Below are 12167 nucleotides of genomic sequence, written 5' to 3' on the forward strand. Positions count from 1 at the left end.
GCGCAGGTCGGCCGCGCGCCCCGTGCCGACGCCGACCAGGACGAGCCGCGGCGGCAGGCCCGCCCAGGGCAGCGTGACGGACGAGCCGACCGGCCGGGGCAGCTGGAGGACGTAGATCTCCCCGGCTGCGCCGGTCAGCCGTGCGCGCTCGCCGATCTCGGCCAGGTCGACGCCGTAGCGCGCGGCGGCCTCGGCCGTGCCCTCGAGCGGGCGCAGCGCGTCGTCCCCCGCGCGTGCGGGAGCGACGGGGACCGCGACCGCGTCGGTCGAGCCGCCGGTCAGCAGCGTCGTCGTCGCGACGCTGCCGCCGGCGACCGTCACCGCGGGCGGCGTGCGCCCGATCGGGGTCTGTGCGCGTGCAGTGCCTGACCGTGCCATCGTCAGCTGACGACGGACGTCAGGGCCTCACCCAGCTCCGCGGCCTCGGTCGCGTTGAGCTCGACCACCAGCCGTCCACCGCCCTCGAGCGGCACGCGCATCACGATGCCGCGGCCCTCCTTCGTGACCTCGAGCGGGCCGTCACCGGTCCTCGGCTTCATCGCGGCCATGCGGGGCCTCTCCTTCAGCTCGTGCGTCCGGTGCGCGGCTCGTGGGGAGCGTTTTCGCGCACCCCACGTCGGCCTCGTCTACCGGTTGTCCGCGGTCCATCCTAGTTCACCCGAGGCCCCTCACCTGTCCGGATGCCGGTCAGGCCACCGATCGGACGTATGTCCAGCAAGGCGGACGGTCCGACCGGCCGTCCCGCTGACCGTCCCGCGGGCGATTGTCACGGTGGCCAGTCGGCTACGGGGTTGGCGTGCCACATCTGCCGGACCCAGAGCACCTGCAGCCCGAGCATGAGCACGACGACCGCGCCGAACCACCATCGTCGCGCCGCGGCGGGTCGCGTCACGACGCCGGCGGTGACCGCGCCGAGCGGGAACGCGAGCAGCAGGAAGCGCGCCAGGCTGCTGCCGGGCTCGACCACGGCGGCGATGTACACGACGTACGCGGCGGCCCAGGTGTGCAGCTCGTTGCCCAGCCGCCAGGCCGCGGGCACGACGAGGACCGCGATCACCAGGGCGAAGCCGAGCCCGACGACGAGCGGCGCCCATGACCCGAACCAGAACGCGGGCACGTAGGTCCAGCCGCCGAACGGCGCCACCTCGCGGACCCCGCGCCAGGCCTCCTGCGTCTGCAGGTACCCGTCCGGCACGCCGGTGACCCAGCCGCAGATCGCCGGCCAGAGGAACCCGGACGCGGCGGCGACGAGGGCGAGCGCAGCGAGCCCGACGCCGGTGAGCCAGGTGAACGTGTCGGTCCCGCGGCGCGCGCTCCACCAGCGGAACGCCGCGTGCACGACGACCACGGCGGCCATCGGCAGCGCGACGGCCCGCGTGAACCCGAGGGCGACGACCACCAGCGCCATCCACCAGTAGTCTCGCCGCAGCAGCAGGAGGAGGGCGCCCGCGACGAGCAGCAGCGCGAGAGCCTCGGTGTACGCGGTCTGCAGCACCGCCGCCGTCGGGAACACGCTGACCAGGGCGACGGTGGCGAGCGGCAGGCCGGGCCGGGCCGCGACGGCACGCGGGGCACCCCGGACCACCGTCCGGTGGATGGCCAGCACCGCGCCGGCACCGAGGGCCGTGGCCAGCAGGGGCGCGACGACCTCCCACGGACCGCCGGTGACCTGCATGACCCCGCGCGCGAGCATCGGGAACAGGGGGAAGAACGCCCACGCGTTCTGCTGCACCAGGCCGTCCGCGCCGACGGGGAGCTCGGCGGGGTAGCCGTTCTCGGCGACCGTCCGGTACCAGGAGCCGTCGAACATGAACCCGACGTACGGGAAGTAGTCGGGGTGCGGTCCGGTCCACGCGTTCTGGCCCTGGACGCTCGCCACCCACAGGAAGACGACCGTGGTGAAGACCCTGGCCGCCGCGTAGACGGCGAGCACCTGGACCCACCAGGGCCGGCTCGCCGCCCAGGCCCACGCACCGGCCGTGGCGGGTTCCGCCGTCGGCTCGTCGACCGCCTGCACCTCGCTCACGCCAGCCCCCTGACGGCCCGGGCGGGGGGACGGTCCCCGCGGATGGTGGCGACCATATCGAGGGTCCGCCGCGTCGACCGCACGTCGTGCGCCCGGAACACCCGCGCCCCGAGCCACGCGGCGACGGCCGTGGCGGCGAGCGTGCCCTCCAGCCGCTCCTCGGCGGGCAGGTCGAGGGTCTCCCCCACGAAGTCCTTGCGCGAGAACGCCATGAGCACCGGGAAGCCCAGGGCGACCAGCGCCTCGGTCCGCCGGACCAGGTGCAGGGAGTGCCACGTGTTCTTGCCGAAGTCGTGCGTCGGGTCGACCAGCACGCTCGCGGGGTCGATGCCGAGCGACACCGCGCGCTGAGCCGCTGCCGAGAGCGTGCGGACGACGTCGTCGAGCACCCCGTCGACGGACCCGGGGTACTCCACGCGGAACGGGTCGGTGCGCGGCCGGGCGCCGCCCGTGTGCGAGCAGACGATGCCGAGACCGCGCTCGGCGGCGACCTCCATGAGCTCGGGGTCGTGCCCGGCCCAGGTGTCGTTGATGAGGTCCGCGCCCTCGTCGGCGGCCGCTCGGGCCACCTCCGCGCGCCACGTGTCGACGCTGATCAGGAGGTCCGGGAAGCGCGCGCGCACGCGCCGGACCAGCGGCATCACGCGGTCGATCTCCTCGGCGGCCTCGACGCGGGGGCCGCGGCCGGCACGCACCCCGCCGAGGTCCACGATGTCGGCGCCCTCGTCGACCGCCCAGGCGACCGCGTCGTCCGCCGCGGCGTCGTCGTACCGCGCGGGTGCGTAGAACGAGTCCGGGGTCCGGTTCACCACGGCCATGACGACCGGGTGCTCGGGCCCCAGCTCGCGCCCACCGAGCCGCAGGACCGCGCCCACCGGCGGGGTCGTCACCGGCCGGAGTCCTCGGCCGCCTGCTGCGCGCGGGCCGTCTCGGCCGCCGCGGCCTCCTCCTCGGCCCGCAGCTGCGCTCCGCGCTCCAGCACGATCTTCACGGCCTCCTCGGCGGTGTCGACGACCTTGAGCAGCTCCAGGTCGGCGGCGGAGATCATGCCGCGGGCGAGCACGGTGCTGCCCACCCAGTCGATGAGCCCCTGCCAGTAGTCGCGGCCCACCAGCACGATGGGGAAGCTGATCACCTTGTGCGTCTGCACCAGCGTGAGCGCCTCGAAGAGCTCGTCGAACGTGCCGAACCCGCCGGGCATCACGACGAAGCCCTCGGAGTACTTCACGAACATCGTCTTGCGCGCGAAGAAGTAGCGGAAGTTCACGCCGAGCTCGACGAAGTCGTTCATGCCCTGCTCGAACGGCAGCTCGATGCCCAGGCCGACGGACAGCCCGCCGGCCTCGAGCGCGCCCCGGTTGGCGGCCTCCATGATCCCGGGGCCGCCGCCGGTGATGACCGCGTAGCCCGACTCCACCAGCAGCCGCGCGACCTCCATGCCGGTCGCGTAGTCGGGGTGGTCCACGGGCACCCGCGCCGAGCCGAACACGCTGACCGCGGGGCCGACCTCCGCGAGCGCCCCGAATCCCTCGACGAACTCGCTCTGGATGCGCATCACGCGCCACGGGTCGCCGTGCACCCAGTCGGCGCCGCCGGCCCCGCTGAGGAGCCGCTGGTCGGAGGTGGTCTTCGGGATCTGCTGGCCGCGCAGCAGGACCGGGCCCTTGCGGTACCCGTGCCCCGGGGCGGACAGACCGTCGTCGCTCATGGCCCCGACTCTAGGTCGGCCGGCCGGGTGCGGCGCCCGAGTCTCGACGTCATCACCCACCGTTCATCTCACTGCGTCAGCCACGCCCGCAGGGCCTCGTGCGCGAGGGTGATCTGGCCGACCGGGCAGTGCTCGTCCTGCTTGTGCGCGAGCAGCGGGTCGCCGGGGCCGAAGTTGACGGCGGGCACCCCGAGCTCGGAGAACCGCGCGACGTCCGTCCAGCCGTACTTCGCGGCGGGCTCACCCCCGGTGACCGCCAGGACCACCCGCGCGAAGTCCTGCACGGTCGGGTCGTCGAGGCCCGGGCGGGCACCCGGCGCGGCGTCGACGAGCACGACGTCGTACCCGTCGAGCAGCTCGCGGACGTGCGCGAACGCCTGCTCGACGCTCGCCGACGGCGCGAACCGGTAGTTGACCGTGACCACGCACGCGTCCGGGATGACGTTCGCCGCCGTGCCGCCCGAGACGAGCACCGCGTTGAGGCTCTCCTTGTAGACGAGCCCGTCGACCTCGACGTCCGCGGGCGTGTACGCCTCGAGCCGCCGCAGCACCTCCCCCGCCGCGTGGATCGCGTTGCGGCCCATCCACGCGCGCGCGGAGTGGGCGGCGACGCCCGTGAGCCGGACCTCGGCCCGGAGCGTGCCGTTGCACCCACCCTCGAGCCCGCCGTTCGTCGGCTCGCACAGCACCGCGAAGTCGCCGGTCACCCAGTCCGGGTGCTCCCGCACGAGGCGCCCGAGGCCGTTGAGGTCGGCGGCGACCTCCTCGTGGTCGTAGAACACCCACGTGACGTCGTGCGTCGGCTCGGTCAGCTCGGCCGCGAGCGCGAGCTGGACGGCGACCCCGCCCTTCATGTCGACCGTGCCGCGGCCCCACAGCTCAGCGAGCGCACCCTCGCCCATCATGCGCGTCGGCAGGTTGTCGGAGATCGGCACCGTGTCGAGGTGGCCCGCGATGACGACCCGGGCGGCCCGCCCGGCGTGCGTGCGCGCGACCACGGCGTCCCCGTCCCGCAGCACCTCGAGGTGCGGGTACCGGCGCAGCGCGGCCTCGACCGCGTCGGCGATCGCCTTCTCGTCGCCGCTCACCGACGGCAGGTCGCAGAGCGCGCGGGTCAGGGAGACGACGTCGGTGCGCAGGTCGAGAGTGTCCACGCCGCGACCCTAGCCCGCGCGTCCGTTGACCTAGGGTTGTCGCCATGACTGCACGGACGGCCTGGGGCTTCGGCCTGGCCACGGTGACCGACGACGGCTCCACGCTCGACGTCTGGTACCCCTCCCCCGCCCTGGGCTCGCCCGCCGAGGACGCCGCCGCGCCGGCCGACCTGACCGCCGCGGAGGGCGTCGACCCGGCGCGCGGGGTCCGCGTCGAGGTCGTCCGCACCGTCGCGGACCTCGACGCCCCGCTGACCAGCACCGCCGACGCGTACCTGCGGCTCCACCTCCTCTCGCACCGCCTGGTGCAGCCCCACGGCCAGAACCTCGAGGGCCTCTTCGCCGTGCTGCCGAACGTCGTGTGGACCGACCGCGGGCCCTGCGCGGTCGAGGGCTTCGAGGAGACCCGCGGCCGCATCCGCGCGGCCACCGGCGTGCCCGTCACCGTGCTGAGCGTCGACAAGTTCCCGCGCATGGTCGACTACGTGCTGCCCTCGGGGGTGCGGATCGCCGACGCCGACCGCGTCCGGCTGGGCGCGCACCTCGCGGCAGGCACGACCGTGATGCACGAGGGCTTCGTGAACTTCAACGCCGGCACGCTCGGCACGTCGATGATCGAGGGCCGCGTCTCGGCCGGGGTCGTCGTCGGCGACGGGTCCGACATCGGCGGCGGCGCCTCGATCATGGGCACCCTGTCCGGCGGCGGCCGCGAGGTCGTGTCCATCGGGCGCCGCACGCTGCTCGGCGCCAACGCCGGCGTCGGCATCCCGCTGGGCGACGACTGCGTGGTCGAGGCCGGGCTCTACGTCACCGCGGGGACCAAGGTGTCGCTCGTCGGCTTCGAGGACTCCCCCCGCGTGGTCAAGGCCCGCGAGCTCGCCGGTCGCGACGGCGTCCTCTTCCGCCGCAACTCGCTGACCGGCGGCGTCGAGGCCGTCGCGCGCGCCGGCTCGGGCGTGCAGCTCAACGCGACGCTGCACGCCAACGAGTGAGCGCTCGACGACGACGCCGGGCCCGGCGCGCAGGCTGCGCGCTCGTCCTGGCGCTCGGGGTGCTCGTCGCCGGGATCGTCGCGGTCGTCGTCGTGCTGTCGCGGTCCCACCCCGCACCGCCCGCGGCCGAGCGGTGCGTCGCCGACATAGACGGCACGAAGTGGTCCCTCAACCCCGACCAGGCGCAGAACGCCGCGCTGATCGCCGCGATCGGGGTCCAGCGCGGCCTGCCTGCCCGTGCCGTGACGATCGCGCTGGCCACGGCGCTGCAGGAGTCGAAGCTGGTCAACGTCGCGCACGGCGACCGCGACTCCCTCGGGCTGTTCCAGCAGCGCCCCTCGCAGGGCTGGGGCACCGAGGAGCAGGTGCAGGACCCGGTCTACGCGACGGGGAAGTTCTACGACGGTCTCGTCGCCGTCGAGGGATACGAGAACCTGCCGATCACCGAGGCCGCACAGGCCGTCCAGCGCTCCGGGTTCCCCGAGGCGTACGCGCAGCACGAGGGCCGGTCGCGGGCCTGGGCGTCGGCCCTCACCGGCTGGTCGCCCGCCGCCGTCACCTGCTCGCTCCACGACGCCTCCGCCGCGTCCCCCGACGCCGTCGTCGCGCGGGTCCAGCGCGACCTCGGCGCGCTGCCGGTCGCGATCACGCCGACCGAGGGCGGCGCGACGCTCTCCTTCGACACGAGCGGCCTCGCCGGTGCGCCAGGGGCGCCGCGGGACTGGGCGGTGGCCCAGTGGGCCGTCGCCGTGGCTCAGCCGCTCGGGCTGACGTCGGTGAGCGTCGCCGACCAGACCTGGACCCGGGGGACCGGGACGTGGGCGCCGACCACCGGCACCCCGGTCCCCGCCGCGACCGTGCAGGTCACGCTGGTGAGCTAGCGGGCCTCGACGTCCACGTAGTCGCGCGCCCGCCTCACGCGGCCGCCGATCGCGGGACCGCTCAGCGGGCCTCGACGTCCACGTAGTCGCGCACCCGCCTCACGCGGCCGCCGATCGCGGGACCGCTCAGCGGGCGTCGACGTCCACGTAGTCGCGCTCGGTTGCCCCCGTGTAGATCTGCCGCGGACGGCCGATCTTCGTCTGCGGGTCGGTCATCATCTCGCGCCACTGCGCGATCCAGCCGGGCATGCGGCCCAGCGCGAACAGGGGCGTGAACATCTCGTCGGAGAAGCCCATCGCCTTGTAGATGAGGCCCGTGTAGAAGTCGACGTTCGGGTACAGCTTGCGCGAGATGAAGTACTCGTCGGAGAGCGCGATCTCCTCGAGCCCCATCGCGAGGTCGAGCAGCTGGTCGTTGCTGCCGAGGGCCTCGAGGACGGAGTCGGCGCTCTTCTTCACGATGGCCGCACGCGGGTCGTAGTTCTTGTAGACGCGGTGCCCGAAGCCCATGAGGCGGACGCCGGGCTCCTTGTCCTTCACGCGCTTCATGAAGTCGGTGGCGTCGCCGCCGTTCGCCTGGATCTCCATGAGCATCTTCAGCACGGCCTCGTTGGCGCCGCCGTGCAGCGGGCCGGAGAGCGCGTTGATGCCGGCGGCGACCGACGCGTACAGGTTGGCCTGGCTCGACCCCACGATCCGGACGGTCGACGTCGAGCAGTTCTGCTCGTGGTCGGCGTGCAGGATGAGCAGCTGGTCGAGGGCCGCGACGACCTTGGGGTCCGGGTCGTACTGCTGGTACGGGACCGCGAACGTCATGCGCAGGAAGTCCTCGACGTACCCGCGCGAGTAGTCGGGGTACAGCAGCGGCTCGCCCTTGGACGCCCGGTGCACGTAGGAGGTGATGGTCCGCGTCTTGGCCAGGATCAGCACCGTGGCCAGCTCGACCGTCTCCGGGTCGAACGGGTCCAGGGACTCCGGGTAGAACGTGGACAGCGCGTTGATGGCGGACGACATCACGGCCATCGGGTGCGCGTTGCGCGGGAACGTCCCCATGAACGTGCGGAAGTCCTCGTGCACCAGCGTGTGGCGATTGACCCGCTCCTCGAAGGCCTCGAGCTCGCTCGGCGACGGCAGCTCGCCGTGGATCAGCAGGTACGCCACCTCGAGGAACGTCGAGTGCTCGGCCAGCTGCTCGATGGGGTAGCCGCGGTAGCGCAGGATGCCTTCGTCGCCGTCGATGTAGGTGATCTTCGACTCGCAGGACGCGGTGTTCATGAACCCGGGGTCCACGGTGACCTTGCCGGTGTCGCGCAGCAGCGAGGAGACGACGATCCCGTCGTTGCCCTCGGTCGCGGTCACGATCGGCAGGTCTTTCGACTGGCCGTCGACGATCAGCTGGACGGGCTTGTGAACCGGCGCAGTGACGACGTCCGACATGGTGTTCCTCTCCTGCGACGTCCGTCCTGGCGGGGTTGTCCCGCGCGTCCGGTCGACGGCGACTGAACTTGCTAGGCCGGCCGGGCCCTGCGCGTGCGAGCCCTCGTTGGCGGTGGATCGACGGTACCTGCGTGTGGCGTTCCGTGACCAATCCTCGACGAGACGTTGGGACTGGTGTGACCACGATCACAACAGGGCGATCATGCCCCTGACAGCCTCGCAGCGGCCTCGCCGATGCGCTCGTCGGGGGCCGTCAGCGCGACGCGGACGTGCTCGGCGTCGCCGTAGAACGCGCCCGGCGCCACCAGGATCCCGAGGCCTGCCAGGTCGGCGACGGTCGCCCAGCTGTCCTGCCCGCCGGCCTCGGGCCGCACCCACAGGTACAGCCCGGCGTGCGACCGGTCGACGGCGTAGCCCGCGCCCTCGAACGCCGTTCGCAGCACCCGGCGACGCCGACCGTAGACGGCCCGCTGCGCCGCGACGTGCTCGTCGTCGGACAGCGCCGCGGCCGTCGCCGCCTGGACCGGTCCCGGCACGATCATCCCGGCGTGCTTGCGGACCTCGAGCAGCTGCGCGACGAGCGCGGGGTCGCCCGCGACGAACGCCGCTCGGTAGCCCGCGAGGTTCGACTGCTTGGACAACGAGTAGACGGCGAGCAGACCGGTGAGGTCCCCGCCCGTGACCCGCGGGTCCAGGATGCTGGGCACGCCGGACGACGCCCACGGCTCGTCCCAGGCCAGCTCGGCGTAGCACTCGTCGGAGGCCACCACGACAGGCTGTGCCGACGCCCGCGCCGCGTCGACGACCGCCCGGAGCTGGTCCACGCCGAGCACCGAGCCGTCCGGGTTGCCCGGGGAGTTCAGCCACACGAGCCGCACGTCCGCGGCGCCCGCCAGCCGCCCCGCGGGGTCGTCGGTCGGTTCCGGCGTCGCGCCGGCGAGCCGCGCGCCCACGTCGTAGGTCGGGTAGGCCGCCGCCGGGTGCAGGACGACGTCACCGGCACCGAGGCCGAGCAGGGACGGCAGGAACGCGACGAGCTCCTTGGAGCCGACCGTCGGCAGCACCGCCGCGGGGTCGAGCCCGCGGACGCCGCGGCGGCGGGCGAACCAGTCGACCACGGCCCGGCGCAGCGCGGGCGTGCCGTGCGTCGTCGGGTAGCCGGGTGAGTCCGCCGCCTCGGCCAGCGCCTCGCGGACGACCTCGGGCGTCGGGTCCACGGGGGTCCCGACGGACAGGTCGACGATGCCCCCCGGGTACGCGCGGGCGCGCTCGGCGAACGGCGTCAGGGTGTCCCAGGGAAAGTCCGGCAGGGCGCCGGTCAGCAGGCCCATCGAGCAGGCGTCACTCGCCGTGCACGCGCAGCGGCAGGGTCGCGATGATCGGGTGGTCCTTGTCGATCTCACCCATCTTCGCGGCACCGCCCGGCGAGCCGAGGTCGTCGAAGAACTCGACGTTCGCCTTGTAGTACTCGGTCCACTGCTCGGGGACGTCGTCCTCGTAGTAGATGGCCTCGACCGGGCACACCGGCTCGCAGGCGCCGCAGTCGACACACTCGTCGGGGTGGATGTACAGCGATCGCTTGCCCTCGTAGATGCAGTCCACGGGACATTCCTCGATGCACGCCTTGTCCTTGACGTCCACGCAAGGCTCGGCGATCACATACGTCACGGTCGGTCCTCCACAGGCCAGGGGTGCTCCTAGTATCGCTCACATGCTCAGGCGCGTGACGCGGTGTCCACGATGAGCGCGGACGGGTGGCGGAGCTGGTCACCCGGGGTCCGCGTGGTGGTCCGACGCCTGCGCGACGACCTCCCCGCGCCTGACCCCGACCGGCCCGAGCAGCACGTCCCCCGGCACTCGGACGTGCTGGGGGACGTGCTCGCGGTCGACGACGACGGTGTCCTGGTGCGCACCCGGCGTGGCGACGTGCGGGTGCCCGCCGCCGACATCGTGCTCACCAAGCTCGTGCCGCCCGCGCCCGCCGACCGGCGTCGCCGGCCGACGGACGCGTAGCTACGGCGCGGCCGGTGTGGGCGCCGGACCGCAGATGATCTTGTTCTGCGGCTTGTAGCGCCACGAGTTCGACTCGGTCTCGGCGAGCGCGCCGTTCAGGTACGTCTTGCGCGTCACGGTCACCGAGAAGCCCGGGTTGCCCGCGGCCGACGCCTCGCAGGTGGGCGACTGCGAGTACACCGTGGTCGGCGCGACGACGCCCGAGCGCGGGCTCGTGATCGACTCCACCGTCCAGTACTTGGTGCCCCACACCCGCACGTAGACACGACCGCCGTCCACCCACGCCTGCACCAGGGCGCCGTACGGGGTGTTGTTCTTCCAGCGCATGTCCAGCGTGCCGGTGAAGATCGTCGCCTCGCGGCCCTCCGGGTACCGCGCGAACCACTCGCTGTGCGGGCGGTGCTCGACGTCCTCGAAGCCGGCCAGGAACGCGGCGTTGTAGGTCGTGGTCGAGATCTGGCTCAGGCCACCGCCCCACGCGTCGGTGTGCTCGCCGCTGACGATCGCGCCGGCCTCGACGAAGCCGTGGGCCGCGTCGATCGGGCCGAGCGCGTCGGTCAGGCTGAACGTCTCACCGGGCCGGATCAGCGTGCCGCTGATCTTGCTCGCACCGTTCGCGATGTTCACCGTGCGGCGCGGCTCGCTGGTCAGCGGCGTGGAGAACTCGGAGACGATCTCCTTGACGCCGAGCGCCTCGAGCTCCGCCGTCGACTGGCTCGGGTCCGCCTGGACCAGCTCGACCGGCGCGGTGCGGTCGCTCGACGTGGCCGCCGTGCCGACCGCCGTGGCGAGCGCGGCCGGGTCGAGCGACGTGCCCGGCGTGCCCGGCACGATCACGGGGGCGTCGTTGACGAACTCGAAGTGGGCGTCGGCCGACGCCGTCAGCAGGTCGGGCAGCTGCGCGAGCACCGCTTCCGACAGCCCCTGGCCGTTCATCTGCAGCACGAGGTTGCCGTCGGTCGGCACGTAGGAGGCGTTGGCCGCCAGCGTCGCCGCGTCCAGCATCGCGACCTGGTCGGAGACCACGACCGACACCGGGGCCGACGTGACCTTCTGCGCCTCGACCAGCGCGGCGGCGGTCTCGTCCTGCGTGATGTCGGGCTCCACCGTCACCGTCGGCAGCTCGATCGGGCGGGCGGCGACGAGCCAGTCCTCGCTCAGCACGTCCGCCGCGCCGGCCTGGTCCAGGTCCCAGCCGTCCACCGCGTCCGTCGACTGCGCCGTGGCGTCGACGAACACGATCGTGCCGTCCACGGGCGCGAGCGCGAGCGACGTCCCGAGGTCGCCCAGCGCGGCCGTCAGGGCCTCGTCGTCGACCGACGTCACCGGCTCCTGCTCGCCGACGCCCACGATGTGGTCCCACAGCCGCTTCGGCTCCGCGAGGTTCACGCCCGTCAGCTGGTCGACCGTCGCCTGCGCGTCGAACGAGAGCCCGGCCGTGACCGGGTCGATCGTCGCCTGAACGTCGTTCGCCACGACCTCGATGGGCTGCGTCGTGGTGTCCGCCAGCTCGCTGTTCAGCCGCGCGACCGCCTCGTCCGAAGGAAGGCCGCCAATGTCGACGCCGGCCACCGTCGTGCCGCGAGGCACCCGGTCGGCCAGCGCGTACGACGCGCCGACGTAGGCCGCGCCGAGCACGACGATCACGCCCAGCGCGATGAGGAGGCGCTTGGGCCAGCGGCGCCGGCCGTCCTCCTCCTCGAACACGTCCAGGGGCGACGCCTTGCGCTCCGACGGCGGCACGGGGCCCGACGGGATCGGTCCGCCCGACGTGCCTGCGGCAGCGGCCGCACCTGCCGCGGCCGCGCCGGTGACCGGGCCGGACGCGATCCGGGTCGGCGTGGTCGGTGCGGGTGCGGGGGTCACGGGCGCAGCGGTCGGCGTCGCGACCGTGGCGGTCGTCGTCGCGGCGTTCGCCGTCCCGGCGGCGGCCGCGGCCGCGCCGGGGGCTGTGGT

12 protein-coding genes and 1 pseudogene are annotated in these 12167 nt (G+C 73.5%); 3 read left to right on the plus strand and 10 right to left on the minus strand.

The features are described from left to right. From AC1DT4_RS19695 to dapE, 6 genes and pseudogenes are all read right to left on the minus strand, one after another. A pseudogene (locus tag AC1DT4_RS19695) lies at nt 1-321 on the minus strand (leucyl aminopeptidase family protein); the annotation flags it as partial. Between the two features lie 59 nt (nt 322-380). Continuing rightward, nucleotides 381-548 (minus strand): DUF3117 domain-containing protein, encoded by a 168-nt coding sequence (locus tag AC1DT4_RS19700; RefSeq protein ID WP_013772033.1) that lies wholly within the window; start codon nt 546-548, stop codon nt 381-383. Nucleotides 549-766: 218 nt separating this feature from the next. Beyond that, complete coding sequence (locus AC1DT4_RS19705; protein WP_477091452.1) at nt 767-2026, minus strand: hypothetical protein; 1260 nt, start codon at nt 2024-2026, stop codon at nt 767-769. Then, nucleotides 2023-2916 (minus strand): dihydropteroate synthase, encoded by an 894-nt coding sequence (gene folP / locus AC1DT4_RS19710; RefSeq protein WP_477091453.1) that lies wholly within the window; start codon nt 2914-2916, stop codon nt 2023-2025. Before folP ends, AC1DT4_RS19705 begins: the two co-directional genes overlap by 4 nt. Then, nucleotides 2913-3734: an LOG family protein gene (locus AC1DT4_RS19715; protein WP_477091454.1), complete on the minus strand. Its 822-nt coding sequence runs from the start codon at nt 3732-3734 to the stop codon at nt 2913-2915. The genes folP and AC1DT4_RS19715 overlap by 4 nt, the downstream gene beginning before the upstream one ends. Before the next feature lie 68 nt (nt 3735-3802). Continuing rightward, nucleotides 3803-4888, minus strand: coding sequence for a succinyl-diaminopimelate desuccinylase (gene dapE / locus AC1DT4_RS19720; RefSeq protein WP_477091455.1), 1086 nt, complete (start codon nt 4886-4888; stop codon nt 3803-3805). Between the two features lie 44 nt (nt 4889-4932). Between dapE and dapD the strand changes: the two genes are divergently transcribed. Beyond that, on the plus strand, nt 4933-5880 hold the full coding sequence (gene dapD / locus AC1DT4_RS19725) for a 2,3,4,5-tetrahydropyridine-2,6-dicarboxylate N-succinyltransferase (RefSeq protein ID WP_477091456.1): 948 nt from the start codon (nt 4933-4935) through the stop codon (nt 5878-5880). Further along, nucleotides 5877-6761, plus strand: coding sequence for a hypothetical protein (locus tag AC1DT4_RS19730; RefSeq protein WP_477091457.1), 885 nt, complete (start codon nt 5877-5879; stop codon nt 6759-6761). The genes dapD and AC1DT4_RS19730 overlap by 4 nt, the downstream gene beginning before the upstream one ends. Before the next feature lie 126 nt (nt 6762-6887). On the opposite strand, the gene AC1DT4_RS19735 is transcribed toward AC1DT4_RS19730, so the two are convergent. The 3 genes from AC1DT4_RS19735 to fdxA form a co-directional block, all read right to left on the minus strand. Then, nucleotides 6888-8198, minus strand: a complete 1311-nt coding sequence (locus tag AC1DT4_RS19735) for a citrate synthase (RefSeq protein ID WP_477091458.1) — start codon at nt 8196-8198, stop codon at nt 6888-6890. 200 nt (nt 8199-8398) lie between these two features. Next, on the minus strand, nt 8399-9529 hold the full coding sequence (gene dapC / locus AC1DT4_RS19740; RefSeq protein ID WP_477091459.1) for a succinyldiaminopimelate transaminase: 1131 nt from the start codon (nt 9527-9529) through the stop codon (nt 8399-8401). A 10-nt stretch (nt 9530-9539) separates the two neighbouring features. After that, complete coding sequence (gene fdxA, locus AC1DT4_RS19745; protein ID WP_426594590.1) at nt 9540-9866, minus strand: ferredoxin; 327 nt, start codon at nt 9864-9866, stop codon at nt 9540-9542. 72 nt (nt 9867-9938) lie between these two features. Here fdxA and AC1DT4_RS19750 point away from each other — a divergent pair, with 72 nt between their 5' ends. After that, nucleotides 9939-10211, plus strand: coding sequence for a hypothetical protein (locus AC1DT4_RS19750; RefSeq protein WP_477091460.1), 273 nt, complete (start codon nt 9939-9941; stop codon nt 10209-10211). Here the strand turns inward: AC1DT4_RS19750 and AC1DT4_RS19755 are convergent. Continuing rightward, on the minus strand, nt 10212-12167 hold a 1956-nt coding region (locus AC1DT4_RS19755; protein WP_477091461.1), incomplete at its 5' end, for a VanW family protein. It abuts the gene before it with no gap.

It is taken from the genome of Cellulomonas sp. P4_D11, from assembly GCF_056401915.1.

What these genes read in the sequence shown, in the direction of transcription:
- dapC (WP_477091459.1), bottom strand. Translation starts at nt 9,529, where the DNA reads ATGGGCCTGCTGACCGGCGCCCTGCCGGACTTTCCCTGGGACACCCTG.
- AC1DT4_RS19735 (WP_477091458.1), bottom strand. Translation starts at nt 8,198, where the DNA reads ATGTCGGACGTCGTCACTGCGCCGGTTCACAAGCCCGTCCAGCTGATC.
- AC1DT4_RS19750 (WP_477091460.1), top strand. Translation starts at nt 9,939, where the DNA reads ATGAGCGCGGACGGGTGGCGGAGCTGGTCACCCGGGGTCCGCGTGGTG.
- dapD (WP_477091456.1), top strand. Translation starts at nt 4,933, where the DNA reads ATGACTGCACGGACGGCCTGGGGCTTCGGCCTGGCCACGGTGACCGAC.
- AC1DT4_RS19700 (WP_013772033.1), bottom strand. Translation starts at nt 548, where the DNA reads ATGGCCGCGATGAAGCCGAGGACCGGTGACGGCCCGCTCGAGGTCACG.
- AC1DT4_RS19715 (WP_477091454.1), bottom strand. Translation starts at nt 3,734, where the DNA reads ATGAGCGACGACGGTCTGTCCGCCCCGGGGCACGGGTACCGCAAGGGC.